The 18,446-nt window shown below is 46.2% G+C and carries 16 protein-coding genes; 6 read left to right on the forward strand and 10 right to left on the reverse strand.

The genetic code is table 11. From position 1 onward, the window contains the following. Nucleotides 1–66: 66 nt before the first annotated feature. From slyD to kefG, 4 genes are all read right to left on the reverse strand, one after another. Nucleotides 67–657, reverse strand: coding sequence for a peptidylprolyl isomerase (gene slyD, locus AB4375_RS00945; RefSeq protein WP_017061108.1), 591 nt, complete (start codon nt 655–657; stop codon nt 67–69). Between the two features lie 94 nt (nt 658–751). Beyond that, complete coding sequence (locus AB4375_RS00950; RefSeq protein ID WP_029235422.1) at nt 752–952, reverse strand: YheV family putative zinc ribbon protein; 201 nt, start codon at nt 950–952, stop codon at nt 752–754. A gap of 156 nt (nt 953–1,108) precedes the next feature. Next, nucleotides 1,109–2,905 carry a glutathione-regulated potassium-efflux system protein KefB gene (kefB, locus tag AB4375_RS00955; protein WP_017063703.1) on the reverse strand — a complete coding sequence of 599 codons (1,797 nt, stop codon included), beginning with the start codon at nt 2,903–2,905 and terminating at the stop codon, nt 1,109–1,111. Beyond that, nucleotides 2,892–3,476, reverse strand: coding sequence for a glutathione-regulated potassium-efflux system ancillary protein KefG (gene kefG / locus AB4375_RS00960; protein WP_017061111.1), 585 nt, complete (start codon nt 3,474–3,476; stop codon nt 2,892–2,894). Before kefG ends, kefB begins: the two co-directional genes overlap by 14 nt. A gap of 174 nt (nt 3,477–3,650) precedes the next feature. On the opposite strand from kefG, the gene AB4375_RS00965 reads away from it, so the two are divergent. From AB4375_RS00965 to crp, 6 genes are all read left to right on the forward strand, one after another. Next, nucleotides 3,651–5,573 (forward strand): ABC transporter ATP-binding protein, encoded by a 1,923-nt coding sequence (locus AB4375_RS00965; RefSeq protein ID WP_017061112.1) that lies wholly within the window; start codon nt 3,651–3,653, stop codon nt 5,571–5,573. Then, entirely contained in the window at nt 5,570–6,040 is a 471-nt protein-coding gene (locus tag AB4375_RS00970; RefSeq protein WP_017066206.1) for a TIGR02444 family protein, read from the forward strand. The genes AB4375_RS00965 and AB4375_RS00970 overlap by 4 nt, the downstream gene beginning before the upstream one ends. Before the next feature lie 206 nt (nt 6,041–6,246). After that, nucleotides 6,247–7,239, forward strand: coding sequence for a hydrolase (locus AB4375_RS00975; protein WP_019825349.1), 993 nt, complete (start codon nt 6,247–6,249; stop codon nt 7,237–7,239). A gap of 95 nt (nt 7,240–7,334) precedes the next feature. Beyond that, nucleotides 7,335–7,547 (forward strand): YheU family protein, encoded by a 213-nt coding sequence (locus tag AB4375_RS00980; protein ID WP_010435208.1) that lies wholly within the window; start codon nt 7,335–7,337, stop codon nt 7,545–7,547. A gap of 77 nt (nt 7,548–7,624) precedes the next feature. Further along, on the forward strand, nt 7,625–8,494 hold the full coding sequence (locus AB4375_RS00985) for a phosphoribulokinase (protein WP_010435210.1): 870 nt from the start codon (nt 7,625–7,627) through the stop codon (nt 8,492–8,494). A 239-nt stretch (nt 8,495–8,733) separates the two neighbouring features. After that, complete coding sequence (gene crp, locus AB4375_RS00990) at nt 8,734–9,366, forward strand: cAMP-activated global transcriptional regulator CRP (RefSeq protein ID WP_004729651.1); 633 nt, start codon at nt 8,734–8,736, stop codon at nt 9,364–9,366. A gap of 177 nt (nt 9,367–9,543) precedes the next feature. Here the strand turns inward: crp and AB4375_RS00995 are convergent, their stop codons facing one another. The 6 genes from AB4375_RS00995 to AB4375_RS01020 all read right to left on the reverse strand — a co-directional run bounded on the left by AB4375_RS00995 (nt 9,544) and on the right by AB4375_RS01020 (nt 18,229). Next, complete coding sequence (locus AB4375_RS00995) at nt 9,544–10,335, reverse strand: DUF1338 domain-containing protein (protein WP_017068830.1); 792 nt, start codon at nt 10,333–10,335, stop codon at nt 9,544–9,546. Nucleotides 10,336–10,545: 210 nt separating this feature from the next. Then, on the reverse strand, nt 10,546–12,003 hold the full coding sequence (gene astD / locus AB4375_RS01000; RefSeq protein WP_017068831.1) for a succinylglutamate-semialdehyde dehydrogenase: 1,458 nt from the start codon (nt 12,001–12,003) through the stop codon (nt 10,546–10,548). A gap of 39 nt (nt 12,004–12,042) precedes the next feature. Next, a complete protein-coding gene (astA, locus tag AB4375_RS01005; protein WP_017068832.1) occupies nt 12,043–13,062 on the reverse strand; it encodes an arginine N-succinyltransferase in 1,020 nt (339 codons plus the stop codon). 107 nt (nt 13,063–13,169) lie between these two features. Next, complete coding sequence (locus AB4375_RS01010; RefSeq protein ID WP_372050877.1) at nt 13,170–14,381, reverse strand: aspartate aminotransferase family protein; 1,212 nt, start codon at nt 14,379–14,381, stop codon at nt 13,170–13,172. Nucleotides 14,382–14,855: 474 nt separating this feature from the next. After that, nucleotides 14,856–15,434, reverse strand: coding sequence for an aminodeoxychorismate/anthranilate synthase component II (locus AB4375_RS01015; RefSeq protein WP_102534350.1), 579 nt, complete (start codon nt 15,432–15,434; stop codon nt 14,856–14,858). Nucleotides 15,435–15,634: 200 nt separating this feature from the next. Then, nucleotides 15,635–18,229 carry an ExeM/NucH family extracellular endonuclease gene (locus AB4375_RS01020; protein ID WP_372050878.1) on the reverse strand — a complete coding sequence of 865 codons (2,595 nt, stop codon included), beginning with the start codon at nt 18,227–18,229 and terminating at the stop codon, nt 15,635–15,637. Between the last annotated feature and the right edge of the window lie 217 nt (nt 18,230–18,446).

Genomic DNA, 18,446 nt, shown 5'->3' on the forward strand with positions numbered 1-18,446 from the left:
CTTGTGATCAAGAGACAGCCACAAGGGAGGCTTTCAAGATTCTTAAACTAAACCGTTAATTCGGTATTAGTGAGAACCACAGCTACCGCCGCCGCAGCAGCCGTCTTTTTTCTCTTCACCGTGGTCATGGCCTTCGCCACCACAGCAACCGCCTTCGTGGTCATGATCGTGGTCGTGACCGCCACAGCCGCCTTCTTGGTGTACGTGACCGTGTTGAACTTCTTCTTCAGTCGCTTCACGAACCGCTACAACTTCAACGTCAAACGTTAGAGTTTGGCCAGCTAGCATGTGGTTACCATCAACAACAACTTCGTCGCCATCTACTTCAGTAACTTCAACTGGGATTGGACCTTGGTCAGTATCCGCTAGGAAACGCATGCCAACTTCGATTTGCTCAACACCTTGGAATACGTCAGCAGGAACACGTTGAACTAGTGCGTCGTTGTGTTCGCCGTATGCGTCTTCTGGAGTAACAGTTGCAGAGAACTTGTCGCCAGCTACTTTGCCTTCAAGCTCTTTTTCAAGACCTGTAATTAGGTTGTTGTGACCGTGAAGGTAATCTAGTGGAGCTTCTGCAGTTGATTGGTCAACTACTACGCCATCTTCAAGTTTCACTTGATATGCAACACTAACTACTACGTTCTTTTCAATTTTCATGAGAGCTCCAAGGAGGTTTGGACTAAGCTCGAACAGTTGAGCTTAGGAAAAATTCTGTACCGGGATATTATGGGGATCAATTAACGAAACTCAATCATTCTGGCTTAAAAATACCGATCATTTCTTGATTCGCGTGTTCAGATTTCTCTACAGTTTTCGGTTTACGCTGTTCTGTGAAGTCACAATCGACACATTCCACCAGCTCGATATTATTTTCAATCCACCAACGGAGTGTGTCTTGAGTGTTGCAACTTGGGCAGCTTGCCCCTGCGATAAAGCGTTTTTTCTGTTTCACGTTCATATCCTTTACTGCTCTGGATTCGCGGTTCTTCCCACTCACTTTATTGATAAGTTAAGCAGAGACCGCGTTTATTATTAGGTTAGTTCTATAGTCTGTTATTTCTATGCCCAAGCTCTATTTCTAAGCTCAAGCATGAGTTATCACTTCAAGCTACTGCCAATAGTTTCGAGATTGGTGATCGTTTTCCATCTCGTGTCCAAAGATCTCTTCAAGTTCTTTACGAGCCTCTTTCGCTCTTTGGGCTAACTCGGCATCTTCGTTATGCTGAGGCAGCAACTCTTTCAGCATACCATTATCCAACTTTCTAAAGTGTGCTTCTGCTCGCTTCGCTTTATATGGATGCATGCCAAGTTCAGTCAATGTTTGACGACCTAAATCCAATGCTCCAAGGAAGGTTTCACGCGAATAGTTACTCACACCGTGGTTAAGTAGTTGATACGCTTCAACACGGCTTCGTGCACGCGCCAAGATCTTTAAGCGTGGGAAGTGCTGCTTACATAAATCGACGGTTTTCATGATTTCATCTGGGGAGTCAGTACACAACACAATCGCCTCTGCTTTATCAGCACCGGCTGCGCGTAATAGCTCTAGGTGAGTCGAGTCTCCGTAAAACACCTTGTAGCCGAACTTTCTAAGGATGTGTATTTGGCTGGCATCACTTTCAAGGACAGTGATACGAATCTTGTTGGCATACATCAGACGACCAATGATCTGACCAAAACGACCAAAGCCCGCAATAATCACTCGAGGGCTGCGATCAACCACATCCGAAGACATCGCACTTTCACTGATTTGATTAAGCTGACGTGCAAAGAATCGGTCTTGCAGTTTAAGCATCAATGGCGTGGTCACCATAGAAAGGCTCACAACCACCAGTAAGAACGACACTTGTTCGCCACTTAAGATGCCTTGAGCACTCGCCGCAGTAAAAATAACGAAAGCGAACTCACCACCTTGGCTAAGGATCATCGCCATTCGGCTGCGTGCTTTAGCTTGAGTGCCGAAGATACGAGCCAGCGCATACAGCACCAAACCTTTCAATACGACTAGCGACGACACTGCAATAAGTATTGCGAATGGGCTTTCTGCCAGTAGACCTAGGTTTACCGCCATACCCACAGAGATAAAGAACAGACCAAGCAGTAAACCTTTGAATGGATCAATCGCGATCTCAAGCTCGTGTCGATATTCACTTTCAGCCAGAAGTACGCCCGCTAGGAAGGTACCTAATGCCATCGACAAGCCAATCCGTTGCATGATCACAGCAATACCAATCACAAGTAACAGCGCCGCGACGGTGAATAACTCACGCACACCACTCATCACTACGTATCGGAAAAGTGGTCTCAACAAGAAGTGGCCACCGACCAGTAGGCCAATCACGCCACCCAGCATCCACAGCATGTCAGCCCAGCTACCGCCGGTATTACCCGCAAGTAGAGGCAACATTGCTAGCATTGGAATAACAGCGATATCTTGGAAAAGCAGTACTGCAAAGCCCGACTGCCCTGCTTCTTTGCCGCCGAGCTCTCGCTCTTCAATAACACGCAAGGCAATCGCAGTCGAAGACAGCGCCAAACCCATACCTATCACGAGACTGGTTTGCCAGGTTAATCCAAATAGACAGGCGATGGCGGTAATAATTAGAGTGGTGATCAGCACTTGCGCGCCGCCCAACCCGAGAATGGGGGCTCGCATCTGCCACAGTTTTTTCGGGTTAAGCTCTAAACCAATCAGGAAGAGCAGCAGTACCACCCCGAATTCGGAGAAGTGCAGAATCGCCTCTACATCACTGATTAAGCCCAGCCCCCATGGGCCAATTGCCACACCTGCTAATAGGTAACCGAGTACTGAACCCAAACCGGCGCGCTGTGCGATAGGAACCGCAACCACAGCAGCCGCTAAAAATATAACGCTACTTTGTAGAAAATCATTAGTCAGAGCCATCATCTGCTCCTATATCTTGTAGCGGGTCTCGCAACCAATTTCGATACGCTTCGGCGTGTTGGTAACGCGTCATATCGGTGACATTTCGTGCCCAGTGTAAAACCAAAGGGGATATCCAGTTCATTTGACACAAAGCAGCGGTGAGCTCGAATGGTTGCAAGATCTCTTGTAATGGATATTTATTATAACCTGCGGCACCAAACGCCTCTTCTTTACCACCGGTAGTAATCACACTGCGCCAGTGTTTGCCTTTAAGTGCGCTCTGCTCACCAAACGCAAAACCCTTGCCTAACACGCGATCAAACCACTCTTTTAACAATGAAGGGCAGGAATACATAAACAGAGGATGCTGAAACACGATCACATCGTATTGAAGAAGCAATTCATGCTCATAAGGCACATCGATAAAGAAGTCTGGGTAGATGGCGTAGAGATCATGAACTTTGACATGACCGAGCGACTCTACCTTCTTAACCATCATCTGATTAGCAATAGAGGTTTGCGGCTCTGGGTGCGCGTAGATGATCAACACCTTTGGCACGACTTTGTCTGTCGAGGGAGTATTACTCATTCCTTTGAAACATTCCTTTGAGGGCTAAACGGTGGCAAGGCCACAAGAATTTAAGCAAAAGTTATTAATATGTTATTGGCATCATAACGCAAATTGCATTGTGATCGACTTTTATCTGGTTTCAGCCTACTATGCAGGCGTCTGTTCACCTCTAATTTCTATGCTATTTCAATTATGATTACTTTCTCTGATATTCAATTGCTACGCGGCGGTAAACCACTCCTCGACCAAGCATCTGCGACTTTTCACCCTGGCGACAAGATCGGTTTGGTTGGTAAAAACGGCTGTGGTAAATCTACGCTATTCGCCTTAATTAAGGACGAACTGTCTATTGATGCGGGCTCATTCAGCAAACCTGCCCATTGGGAAATGGCTTGGGTTGCTCAAGAAACCCCTGCATTAGAAAGAACAGCAATTGAATACGTGATTGATGGTGACCGTGAATACCGCGGCCTTGAAGATCAACTAGAAAAAGCTGAACAAGCCGACAATGGCACATTGGTAGCAGAGATCCACGGCAAGATTGAAACCATTGGTGGTTACAGCATAAAGGCACGTGCTGCCGAGTTACTGGATGGCCTAGGCTTTAGCCAAGAACAAATGACATGGAACCTGACTCAATTCTCAGGTGGTTGGCGTATGCGTTTGAACCTAGCGCAAGCCCTACTGTGTCGCAGTGACCTACTGCTACTCGATGAGCCTACCAACCACTTGGATTTAGACGCAGTAATGTGGCTAGAGCGTTGGTTACAAAGCTACCCTGGCACGCTAGTGCTTATCTCGCACGATAGAGACTTCTTAGACCCTATCGTCAACCGCATCGTGCACGTTGAAAACCAACAGCTCAATGAGTACACGGGTAACTACTCATCGTTCGAAACCCAACGAGCGCAAAAACTGATTCTGCAACAAGCGATGTACCAAAAGCAGCAGAAACAGATGTCTCACATGCAGAGCTACATTGACCGTTTCCGTTACAAAGCTTCAAAGGCTCGCCAAGCGCAAAGCCGTATTAAAGCGCTAGAGAAAATGGAACAAGTGCTGCCTGCTCAGTTTGATAACCCATTCAGCTTTGAATTTAGAGAACCAGACGCACTACCAAACCCAATCATGATGATGGATGAAGTATCAGCGGGCTATGATGACAATCTGATTCTAGAAAAGATTCGCTTGAACCTAGTACCGGGCAGTCGTATTGGTTTGCTTGGCCGAAATGGCGCTGGTAAATCAACACTGATTAAACTGCTTTCTGGCGAACTGAAACAGCAAGGCGGTGAACTGAGTTATTCGCAAGGCGTTAAGATTGGTTACTTTGCACAGCACCAGTTAGAAACGTTGCACCCAGAAGAAACACCGCTGCAGCACATGATGCAGATTGCCCCTAAACACACCGAGCAACAATTGCGTGATTACCTAGGTAGCTTCGGTTTCCAAGGTGAAAAAGCACTTGATAAAGTAGCACCCTTCTCAGGTGGTGAAAAAGCGCGTTTAGTATTAGCGCTACTGGTATGGCAAAAACCAAACCTGTTGCTACTCGATGAACCAACCAACCACTTGGATCTCGACATGCGTCAAGCGCTGACTTTTGCCCTGCAGACATTTGAAGGCGCAATGGTTATCGTATCGCACGACCGTTACCTACTGCGTGCGACTACCGATGATTTATACCTTGTACACGACCGCCAAGTAGCACCGTTTGATGGTGACTTAAGCGATTACTACAAGTGGCTAACCGAACAGCAGAAAGTTGAGCGCAAAGAAGCACAAGCATTGGCACCAGCAAAAGACGGCGCCAACAGTGCAGCGGCGAAAAAAGAGCAGAAACGTAAAGAAGCCGAGTTCCGCAAACTGACGGCACCACTTCGTAAAAAGCTCACTCAATTTGAAAAGCAGATGGATAAATTAACGCAGGCTCTTGAAGAAGCTGAGCAAGAATTATCCGACACTTCACTGTATGAAGCTGAAAATAAGGCTAAACTGAATAAAGTACTCGCTCTCCAAGCGAGCAGTAAGTCACAGCTAGAAGAAGTTGAAATGGATTGGATGTCCACTCAAGAAGAGCTTGAGCAGATGGAACAGGATATGGATAGCTTATGAGCCCAGAGCACGCCCCAATATCACTAACACTGGAACGACTATGGCAATTTAGCCTTCAGTATTACAGTGTGCGCGGTGTAAAGGATGCGTGCTTAGCTTTGCAAAACCAGTTCCACGGCAACGTCAATCTACTGCTGCTTCTCAAATGGCTTGATGAGCAGCAATTGTCTTTTGCTGAAGAAGAGTGGCATAAAGTTCAACAGTGTTTAAGCCGCTCTGAAACCCTGCTTCATAGCTATCGAGAGCTACGTAAACATCTCAAAGCACACGTTGTCGACTCTCTATACCGTGAAGCGCTAAAGTTTGAGTTACAGCTTGAAAAGCAACAACAGTCCGATCTGGTCGACTGTATAAACTCCCTACAGCTGTACGCTAACCAGCAATCACCGCTCACTTTTCAGTACTGTCGTTTATTAGGGGCTGAAAACCTCTGCGACGCTTTTTCTGAACCAGCACCACAGCCCTAGCTCGTTCTCTTTCCCTTTTATTCAATCAAGATCCAAGCTTAACCTTGATATTATTCAAACGGTTACCCATAGCCTGTTTTTGTATCTCGTATAAGTGAAGCCTTGCGCTTATGCCGAGAATCAACCAAGCTCAAATAAAAACGTGGGCGTTTCGTTACAAACTCAACACGTTATCAAAACCCGTAAAAGAAGCATGGATCGTTTTTATGACAATATTTACCGCAGCTGCTGGTCTCTCTAATCCGCACTTACAAACCTTAGTGCCACGGTTTATTCGAAAGCAGGCGCTGTTTCATCCTCACTGGCAAACCTTAGAAACACCCGATGGTGACTTTCTTGATCTTGCTTGGAGCGAATCACCAGACGGTGACACCTCAAATAAGAATGATCGCAGTAGCAAGCCGATATTCGTTCTATTCCACGGTTTAGAAGGTAGCTTTGAGAGCCCTTATGCCAATGGATTAATGAATGCGTTTGCTAAAGATGGTTGGTTGTCCGTGATGATGCACTTCAGAGGCTGCAGCGGAAAACCCAATCGCCTGGCTCGCGCTTACCATTCAGGTGAAGTCGAAGATGCGCGCTTTTTTCTAAGACACCTGCACGCCCAGTTTCCGAATAACCCTAAGGTTGCGGTTGGCATATCTTTAGGTGGAAACATGCTGGCGAACTATTTGGCTGAGTACGCAGACGACCCATTGCTGTCGGCGGCGACCATCGTATCTGCTCCTTTTGACTTAGCGTGTTGCTCTAGTCGTATTGAGCGTGGTTTCTCCAAGCTCTATAAGAAGTACCTGCTCAACTCTCTAAAATCGAATGCGCTAAAAAAGGTTAACCTGCTGCAGGAAAAACTTGGCATCACCGCTGAAGCCATCAAGAACATCACCAAACTGTATGAGTTTGATGAACGAATCACTGCGCCTCTGCACGGCTTCAAAAATGCCCAAGATTATTATGCGCAATGTTCTGCTCTGCCTAAGCTCAATAAGATCAAACTACCGACTCAGATCATTCATGCCAAAGACGACCCTTTCATGACCGATGATGTGATCCCAAAATTTGTTCTGCCCGATAACATCGATTATCGACTGTTTCAAAAAGGCGGCCATGTTGGGTTTATTACTGGCAGTACACTCAAGCCAAGGTTTTGGTTAGAAGAAGCCTTGCCTGCCTACTATGAAAGTATCCAAGATTCGGCATAATGTCCGAGCCTTAGTAAATAGAAGTAAAACAATACTAAGCACACGCATTTCTACATCAATAAACCTATTTATGAACATAAAAGAGAGAAGTATTTATGATCATCCCATGGCAAGACATTGCGCCAGAGACACTGGAAAACCTCATCAAAGAGTTCGTGCTGCGTGAAGGCACAGACTACGGCGACGTAGAGGTTTCACTGCAAAACAAGATTGATCAAGTGAAACATCAATTAGCTTCAGGAGAAGTCAGCATTGTGTTTTCTGAGCTCCATGAAACCGTTGATATTCAAGTCACAAAACGCTTCTAAGCTGCGCTCATAAAGGAGCCGTGTTATAGTGGTAAACGATTGCTAACAAGTAAGTTACTCAAAAGACAAGGGTTGTCATGTCCGCTAAACATCCAATTATTGCGGTGACGGGTTCATCTGGAGCCGGCACCACCACCACCTCAGAAGCCTTCCGTAAAATGTTCAATATGATGGACGTGAAGGCCGCTTGGGTTGAAGGGGATAGTTTCCATCGCTTCACTCGCCCAGAGATGGATGTCGAGATCCGTAAAGCGCGCGAGCAAGGTAAGCACATCAGCTACTTTGGTCCTCAAGCCAACGACTTTGGTGCGCTAGAAGAGTTCTTCCGTAAATACGGTAACGAAGGTACAGGTAAAGTAAGAAGCTACCTACACACCTTCGATGAAGCCGTGCCTTACAATCAAATGCCGGGCACCTTCACGCCATGGCAAGAGATCCCTGAAAACTCCGATGTGATGTTTTACGAAGGCCTGCACGGCGGTGTGGTTGATGGCGACATTAACGTTTCTCAACACGTCGATTTGCTGATTGGCATGGTACCTATCGTAAACCTAGAGTGGATTCAAAAATTCGTTCGTGACACCCGCGATCGTGGCCACTCACGCGAAGCCGTAATGGATTCCATTGTTCGTTCGATGGATGATTACCTTAACTACATTACCCCGCAATTTTCGCGCACTCACATCAACTTTCAGCGTGTTCCAACCGTAGATACATCTAACCCTCTCAACGCCAAAGGGATTCCAAGTTTAGACGAAAGCTTCGTAGTTATACGTTTGCGTGGCATCAAAAACGTCGATTTCCCCTACCTTCTGGCTATGATTGATGGCTCGTTTATGTCTCGTCATAACACGCTAGTAGTGCCAGGCGGCAAGATGAGTTTTGCTATGGAGCTCATTGTGAGGCCAATCCTGCAACAACTCATCGAAACCGGAAAAATAGGTTAACAAAACGACATTCTGGTTGATTACTTTTCATACCGTGATCATGTGCACAATTTTGCGTAAAAAATCGTAGCTTGGTCACGATTAAAATCAAGAAATAGTACCTGAAAAAGGATACTATTCTTAAACGAAACACAAGATAGCTTGCAGCACTCAACGAGTGCTCTTATCCTACAAGTCAATCCAGGCTTAGCTAAAATACGGAAAGCGGCAAGCATACCCTGCAGAGGAAGTGAGATATTATGGTTCTAGGTAAACCTCAAACCGATCCAACATTAGAGTGGTTCCTTTCACACTGTCATATTCATAAGTACCCTTCAAAAAGTACTTTGATTCATGCTGGTGAAAAGGCAGAAACCTTGTACTACATCGTTAAAGGTTCTGTGGCAGTTCTTATCAAAGACGAAGAAGGTAAGGAAATGATTCTTTCTTACCTAAACCAAGGCGACTTCATCGGTGAGCTTGGCTTGTTCGAAGAAGACCAAGAGCGTACAGCTTGGGTTCGTGCTAAATCTCCTTGTGAAGTAGCTGAAATTTCTTTCAAGAAATTCCGTCAACTTATCCAAGTGAACCCAGATATCCTAATGCGCCTTTCAGCGCAAATGGCAAACCGTCTACAAGTAACTAGCCAAAAGGTTGGTGACTTAGCGTTCCTTGATGTAACAGGTCGTATCGCACAAACGCTACTAAACCTAGCAAAACAACCAGATGCAATGACTCACCCTGACGGCATGCAAATCAAGATCACTCGCCAAGAGATTGGCCAGATCGTTGGTTGTTCTCGTGAGACCGTTGGTCGTATCTTGAAGATGCTAGAAGAACAGAACCTAATTTCTGCACACGGTAAAACTATCGTGGTATATGGCACTCGTTAATCTCGATTAACTGAGCCTAAAATTTGAAAGCCACCAAATGCAAATTTGGTGGCTTTTTTGTTTTCTAAAGATCTACAAAGAAAATACGAATGAAACACCTACAGCTTCGAAGCGCAAACACTCTCGAAGCGAAGCCTATCTGCATCTTTAGGGTAAAGTCCGTACTCGTATCTTTCTTTAACCGTTAGTGCTTTCGAAGATCTTGTCAGCCGATGCTGCCACAAAACCGGTATAAAGCTCACCATTAGCCATCGCATAACGCTTAGCGAACTCATAGAAGCCTCCAGGAATCATCTCATTGCCCTCAACAAATGAAACTGGGACTTTATCTGCCATTGTTGATGATTGCTCTAATAAGACCTCTGGAGAGCCTTTAACCTGGCCACCAGATGCATTGATCGTGAAGCCTGATTCGCTCAAATAATCATTCACTGCCTGCACTTCATCAAAAGCATCGAGTTGATTAACGCTCACTGTAAAGTGGTTGGCACCGTAACCATGAGCTGCGAGCCAAGACGCGTATTCACTCTCTTTTGCAAGCACTTGGAAATCTGCGAAGCTCAAGTCCCATAGACGACCACCAAACAAGAATTCATGGCCTTGAAGCTTACTTGAGTCCACTTGCTCAACCAACTTAGCAACGATCTGTTGCAAGTCACTTGAACACTCTTCTACCTTCAACTCACTAATGAACACTTTTGGTTGTTTTGGATCTGGGTGCTCGTAATGCTTAGCCACCAACTTCTTGCTCTCAAACAAGTAGTCGCCACACGCCTTATAGCCTAACTCTAGGAAAGGCTTCGCTAATGTTTCAATACCCAAAGGAGCAACATTGAAAGTACGCAGTGCAATGTGATCATTAATCAGCGCTTCGTCTTCTTTCAGCAAGTGATGCACTTTCTCAGCCGATGGACAAAGCCTGTGAATGTAATCGTCCCAAAGTGATTTAAAGAGTAGATCGGGCGTCATGGTGACTCCTTGTCAGAGGTTCTAGCAAGCTAGTAATTTGGATTAGAAAGGGAGAGGCTGAGACACAGAGTCAGCAGCCATCAGCCTGTGACATACTTTTTCTATTATCTACCGCCCAATCTAGGTGTCGGACGTGATGGAAAAGGAAAGCGATAACACCACTTCCCTATTTCAAGCTTAACGCATGAGCCTAAGACTCATTAGCCTAAATTAAAGCTCAATACCCGGGCTAAACGTTGCTGGAAGTTGAGTTTCACCGCCTTCCATTGAAGCCATAGGATAAGCACAGTAGTCCGCCGCATAGTAAGCACTTGGGCGTAGGTTGCCTGAAGCACCCGGACCACCAAATGGTGCATCACCACTTGCGCCTGTTAGCTGACGGTTACGGTTAACAATACCCGCACGAATATGGTCAACGAAGTATTCCCATTCAGAATCATCTGTTGATACAAGACCCGCAGACAAACCAAAACGAGTGTCGTTAGCTAGCTCAACCGCTTGCTTTAGCGATTGGTAACGAACCACTTGTAGCAGTGGACCGAAGTACTCTTCATCCGGCAGCTCAGCAATGTTGGTTGCGTCGATAATACCCGGAGAAACAAACGCCGCTTGACCCGCTTTTGCTTCTACTAGGCTGACGCCGCCTAACGATTGTAGATTCGCTTGCGCGTCCAGAATGAACTTAGCCGCAGCTTCAGAGATCTGAGGACCCATGAAGGGTGCTGGTTCAGCGAATGGCTGATCAACACGAATCTTTTGCGTCGCTGCGACCAGCTTATCGAGTAGCAGATCCCCCTTCTCGCCAACAGGCACGTACAAACGACGAGCACATGTACAACGTTGACCCGCACTGATGAACGCCGATTGGATAATGGTGTATACCGTTGCGTCTGCGTCACCATATTGGTCACTGATCACCATAGGGTTATTGCCACCCATCTCTAGTGCCAGCATCTTGCCCGGTTGGCCCGCGAATTGACGGTGAAGGATATGCCCAGTATTAGCGCTACCTGTGAACAGCACGCCATCAAGACCTTTAGCATCGGCCAGTGCGATACCTGTCTCTTTAGCGCCTTGTACTAAGTTGATTACGCCAGCAGGAAGACCCGCTTCTTGCCATAATTTCATCGCAAACTCACCCGTCCAAGGTGTCTGCTCTGAAGGCTTAAATACCACGGTATTACCCGATAGCAGTGCAGGAACAATATGACCGTTAGGTAGGTGACCAGGGAAGTTATAAGGACCAAATACCGCCATTACGCCTAATGGGCGATGACGCAGTACGATTTGGTTGCCTGCGGCTTCACGTGAAGCTTCACCCGTACGTTCGTGGTAAGCACGAATAGAGATAGCGATTTTACCCGCCATCGCACCCGCTTCAGTGCGAGTTTCCCAAATCGGCTTACCCGTCTCTTTTGCAATAATCTGTGCAATTTCTTCGCTGTTCTCTTTTACCTTCTCAGCAAAGTTCAACACGATCGCTTCACGCTCTGCAAAGCTCAATTTTTTCCAAACTAAGAAAGCGTCACGCGCCGCTGCTACTGCAGATTCAACCTGTGCTGGTGTTGCACTATCGCCTTGCCACACGACTTCATTATTGTATGGGCTTACTGATGTCATGGCGTCACCTTGACCTGCCACCCACTGTCCTGCTATCCACTGAGTCATACTTCTATCCTTAAAATCTTCGACAGATAATCGCCGCTCTTATTGAGCCAACATGCGAACGAATTCGCCTTCTTTTACTTCAAGAGCGCTTGCTACTTCAGATGATAAAATCACTGTGTCGCTAGCTTGGTCATACGCGCCTTTCGCAGCTACTGCGCGGAAGTTCTCAAACGAGGTATTACCAATTAGGAAGTCTTTAGAGCTTGAATGCTCTGCAATTGTCACTTGAGCTCGAATCGCATGACGCACTGATTCGATATTTCTTAGATCACACTCAACCGTTGGGCCTCCATCAAAGATGTCGACATAGCCACGGTTGGTGAAACCTTCACGTTCCAGTAACTTAAGTGCAGGGCGTGTATTGTCATGAACCTCTCCAATCACCGCCTGAGCTTCTTTACTTAGCAGGTTCACATAAATAGGTAACTTCGGCATTAGGTCAGCAATGAAGCCTTTCTTACCAATACCCGTTAGGTAATCGGCAAGCGTGAAGTCAATCGAGAAGAAATGTTCTTGCAGCCATTGCCAGAAAGGAGAATTGCCTTCCGCATCTGATACACCACGCATCTCAGCAAAGATCGTTTTTGAGAAACGCTCTGGGTGCTCAGCCATCAGTAGGAAACGACACTTAGACATCAGTCGACCGTTTAAGCCTTTGCGGTAATCAGGACGTAAGAACAGCGTACAAATTTCGCTGCAGCCTGTGTAGTTATTACCAAACGTCAACAGCTTAACCACGTTATTCACTTTAAGGCGCTGTGAAGAGTGAACCACTTTACTGATGTGGTACGAGTAAAAAGGCACATCCCAGCCAATGGAAGCTTCGATACCCGTTGTACCAGCAACTTCGCCAGTTTCAGCGTCGAAACCCACCATTAGATAGCCTTCATCACCGGGTTCGGTCACGTCTGCTTTCGCAAAGCTGTATTCAGAATGGGTAATTCGGTTAGTTAACAATTCTTCGTTAACCGGAAGAGATGTGAATCCATGACCAGATTCAACCGCGCAGGTGTGCAGCGCATCGTAATCAGACAGTTTTATTGGGCGAACAACTAGCATCAATATTCCCTCCAGATGCAAAATAGGCCCAAAACCAGAAGCTTGGGCCTTTAGCAGAACGTCATGGGATCGCTCTATTGGCGATCATTCCTATGACGCCACTCAGGCTAAACTAGCGTAGCGATTGCTTTGTCTAGTTTTGATAAACCTTCTTCAATTTCTTGTTTAGTGATAACCAGTGATGGAGTAAAACGAACCACGTTTGCACCCGCAACCAGTACCATTAGGCCTTGCTCGCCTGCTGCTACTAATACGTCACGCGCACGCCCTTGCCATTCGTCATTCAGTGCAGCACCTAACAATAGGCCTTTACCACGAATCTCACTGAAAATTTGGTATTTGTCGTTAATCTTAGTTAGACCATCACGGAATAGCGCTTCACGCTCTTTTACGCCTTCTAGAGTCTCAGGTTGGCTAACTACGTCAACCACTGCTTCAGCTACCGCACACGCCAGTGGGTTACCACCGTATGTAGAACCGTGCGTACCAACCTTAAGGTGTGTAGCCAGTTCAGACGTCGTCAGCATTGCGCCGATAGGGAAACCGCCACCTAGAGACTTCGCTGTGCTTAGAATGTCTGGCGTCACGCCCAGACCTTGGTAAGCATAGAAGTTACCAGTACGACCATTACCTGTTTGTACTTCATCAAAAATCAACAATGCATTGTGCTTGTCACACAGTTCACGAACCGTATTCACGAACTCAGCCGTTGGAGAGATGATGCCGCCCTCGCCTTGCAGAGGTTCCATCATGATGGCACAAGTGCGATCAGAGATATGCGCTTCTAGAGCGGCAATATCGTTGTAAGGTAGGTGAGTTACATCGCCAGGTTTTGGACCGAAGCCATCTGAGTAAGCTTCTTGACCACCAACGGTTACAGTAAAGAAAGTACGACCGTGGAAACCTTGTTTGAATGCAATGATTTCAGATTTCTCAGGACCGTGAACATCCGCAGCCCAACGACGAGCTAGCTTAAGTGCTGCTTCGTTCGCTTCTGCACCAGAGTTCGCAAAGAATACTTTTTCTGCAAAACATACGTCAGTTAGCTTCTTCGCTAGACGCAGTGCAGGTTCGTTAGTCATTACATTACTTAGGTGCCAAATCTTGTTTGCTTGCTCGGTAACAGCATTAACCATTGCTGGGTGACAGTGACCCAAACAGCTCACAGCGATACCACCAGCAAAGTCGATATACTCTCGGCCTTGTTGGTCCCAAACGCGTGCGCCTTCCCCTTTTACCGGGATCATTTCCATTGGGTTATAACAAGGCACCATCACCTCATTAAACAGACTACGTTCTACTTTTTTTTCCACTGTCATCGTACATTCCTTTTCGATACCGCAAGCTTCGCAAATAAGCGTACTGGTTCATAAGTGAGACAAAGATATTTTCTCTCGCCATAATCCCGCTGCAGCATTATATTTACATTTAATTAACGTTTTCAATAGTAGATTATTCTTTAGCTATCCCTAACAACCAGCTAAACGTCACTACCTATGACTATTTATGCATCAATTAATCTGTTTTATGAAGCTTTTTTTACCTAAACGTGTAACCTGCAACGGCAAAGCCTTACTGGCATTGCGGTATATTGGGTTCGAGACGAAATAAGGCGAATAATTTTGCATAGGCTAAAAACTTAGCCTGACGAGGAAGAAATGTTATAAAAAGTGATCAGCGTCAGAGGAGTAAGAGGAGTAAGAGACGCGTAATGCCCGAATTTAAACGCTTAACGAATGGGCTAACAGGTTTAACTGGCTTATTTAGACGGAGAAAGAGTCAAATTTAAACACTCAACGCGCTAAGAAGTTAGCGAGAAGCTGGTGTCCCTGCTCTGTTTTAATCGACTCAGGGTGAAATTGCACCGCATCAATCGACAAGGTTTTGTGTTGATAACCCATGATCTCATCCATGCTGCCATCTTCAAATTCCGTCCAAGACGTCAGTTCAAAGCAGTCAGGAAGCGTGCCATTTTTCACCACTAGGGAATGGTAACGTGTCACAGTTAGAGGGTTATTAAGCCCTTGAAAGACGCTCTTGCCATTGTGGCGTATTGGAGAGGTTTTACCGTGCATCACTTGTCTGGCTCGCACTACTTCACCACCAAACACTTGAGCAATGGCTTGATGACCAAGACACACACCTAAGATCGGCAGTTTACCCACGAAGTGTTCAATGACTTGTAGAGAGATTCCCGCATCATCAGGCGTACAAGGACCTGGCGAGATAACAAGATGGCTAGGATTCAGCGATTCAATACCCGCAATATCAATCTCATCGTTGCGAACAACTTTTACAGTGACCCCTAACTCACAGAAATACTGATACAAGTTATAGGTAAAAGAGTCGTAGTTATCGATGATAAGTAACATGGGTCGAAATCGTTTGCTAAATACTAAATGATTGGGAGATATAGGGGCGGTATTGTGCAATACCCATGGCGAAAGGCAAGTGGAAACTGCATTTCGCCAATAATTAAGGCTAACCTAAGTTGACCTTAATTGTTTACAGATAGCCTTAAGTTATCTGAATTGGCCTGCTTGTATAGCAAGCCAATCTATTTGTGATTGAGCTACTTGCGACGACGCCACATTGCTAAACCAAATAGTGACATCAGAGCACCGAAGCCAAATGAACCACCTACTCGCAGTTCAAGAACAGCAGGATCATGATCCGATGAACGGAAGTGATCTTGGTACTTAGGTAGGTCACCTTTGAACTCTTCGTTGTAGTCAAACAACGTCGACTCACCACCATTGATGTGCCAATCGGTCGCATCGACAACCCTATCTTTCAGGCTGTCACTGATCAATAAATGATCCAAAGCACCAACTTCATCATTGTATGAGTAGCTCCAGCTGTCTGGGTGCTTTTGAGCCACAGCATTAATGTAGCCGTAGTTCTTAGTAATCACCGCACCGTTATCACCAAACTGCTCGACGCCGTCAATGTAAGTGTTACGAGCCGCTTTGATTTGCTTGCCGTACTTCTCTTCAGAGTAATCAGTAAGCACCAGCATTGGGTCTTCCATGCCGTACGAGTTCATATCCCCCAGAATCACTTTATGGCCTTTGATGCCGTCTAGCGCTTCACCCAGAGCAACTGCTGCAGCCACACGGAAGTTCTCACATGAGCCTTGCTTATCGGCATCAACGCCGCCTTGGCCGCCCTGCTCAATCGGAGCAGCATCTTCCCAACACTTAGAGCCTTTCGATTTAAAGTGGTTGATCGCTACGGTGAGTTTCTCTTTGGTGCCTTTAACTTTAAAGGTTGGCGCCAATGAGTCACGTTGGTAGTTCTTACCGTCTTCAATCACCTTGCCTGAATCGTCTAACACCTCTGGTGCTTGTTGGCTTGGCATCGCGATAACACGGCTGTCTTTAAGCTTAACCACCTTCTTACGGTAGATAACACCCGTTGTGATAACGTCAGTACCAATAGAGTCCATCTCGTCGGTTACGCCGTCTTCGTTCGAGTCGACAGCCACAAAGGTATAACGGTCTTTCTTACGCTCAATGCGATCATTCAGTTGGTTTACAAGTTGCTGAATGGCAGAGCCTTCACCAAAGCCATTGTTCTCAATTTCCATCAAGCCAATGATGTCTGCATCTAAGCGAAGAATCGCGTTCACAATCTTCTCTTGCTGCATCTCAAACTCAGTGATGGTGTTCGCGCCACGGTTATTGCCGTGCTGATTCGCGTCGCCACCAAATGGAGAGTTGAAGTAGTTCAATACGTTGAAGGTCGCAATACGTAGGTCGCCTTCATCCATGTCTGGTTTGTCGGTACGCGGATCGTTACGCACATAGTTTTCAGCCGAGATCTGGTTAGTCGCAATTAAACGGTACTCACCGTAGCTGTAAGTCAGCACGCCTTCTAGGCCAACAATGGTGTCATCAATGCGGATGTAATCTTCTGTTGAACCATCTTGGTCGATATCAGTGCGGCCAAAATCTGGGTAGAAAGGGACTTGTCCATCAGCCGCTTTTTGATCGGTTTCAACGAAAAGACGGCGGTCTGCGTTGTCTTCAGTTTGCTGCTTCGCTTCGTCAGATCCCGCGGCGAAAAGCTGGTTCGGCTGCATGTTAATACGCTCATGCGCCAGTACCATGTTGTTACGACGACCTGCGTAGTCATAACCAAAGGTACGCGTCACACGCATATCAAGCGCTTCGGTTGTTTTCACCAACATGCCTTCGTAGCGTTCAAGCGTTGCAGCGAAGTTCTCGTCACTGTCTAGCACTTCAATCGCCGTAGCTTCAGGTGCCTGCTGCTCGCCCTGTTTTAGCCATTGGTTGTTTTCTACTTTCAGCTGAGTGTGGCTGTAGTATTCTTGAACCTTGCCTTTCACACACACTACATCACCGGCTACTAGCTCTGAGCTCGACTGGTTGGTATGAATAAATAGACCCTCAGAAGTGCTTGAGTTGAAATCATCCTCAAGTGCTTGCAGGTAGAAGCCTTTAGTTAGGCCTGTTGTTACCGCACTTACCACACCTTTTACGAAATATTCATCGTCGGTGATGTACGGGTAGCCATCGATGAACGGTGATGTTGCACCTTCGCCTTGGATCTCTTGAATGGTGGTAAATACCGGGTCTGAGCCATCTTCTGTACAATTAAAGGCTTCTGGCAGCTCAACACTGTCTAGTGAACCTAGCCCTTCAATACTGTCTTTTGGTAGCGATACCCATTGTGAAGCATCAAACGTCGCAGAAGGTGTTTGTGTCGCACGAACCAAAGTAACATCTTTGCCCCAGTCCACATCGCCCATCAAACCAACAACATCATGCACCGAACCATCTGCATTCAAGATAGCTAGCGGGTCGTCACCATTATGATTAGCCAATGAAGCATTTAGAATGTCAGCGACCGCCTTAATCTCATCACTAGCACTGGTATGAGCAACAACAAGCACCTCACCGGGCGCTAAAACGTGGCCATCTAAAGGTAAAGTGGCGCCCCATGATCCGTTGCCATTGGCAGACTTCGCCAGTGAGTAACCATCTAAGTTAATGCTGCTATCGCCGTTATTGGCGATCTCAACCGCTTTGTTGTAGCTGCCGCCTTCCACATATTGTGAAATAAACAAATCAGCGTGTGCGCTTGTGGTTAACAAGCTACCAATTGCCACTGCTAGCAATGAAGGTTTGTGTAAAAGAGCCATCCGTTTCACCTGAGTTCATTGATTTATAGTCACTGCCATCTATGGGCAGTCATGTATTTTGTGGTAACTATCAGGTTTATTTATGAAAGGAATAAGTCAGTTGGCAAGAAAATGAGGAACTTATCACTTTGGAATCATCAATTGTTTGGCACGTTATATATTTCCAACATATATAGAAACGAGTGTGATTTTATAAAGCTTGAGGGTACCAAATAAG

The sequence above is a fragment of the Vibrio sp. 10N.261.51.C6 genome (genome assembly GCF_041471785.1).
Lineage (GTDB): Bacteria > Pseudomonadota > Gammaproteobacteria > Enterobacterales > Vibrionaceae > Vibrio > Vibrio crassostreae_C.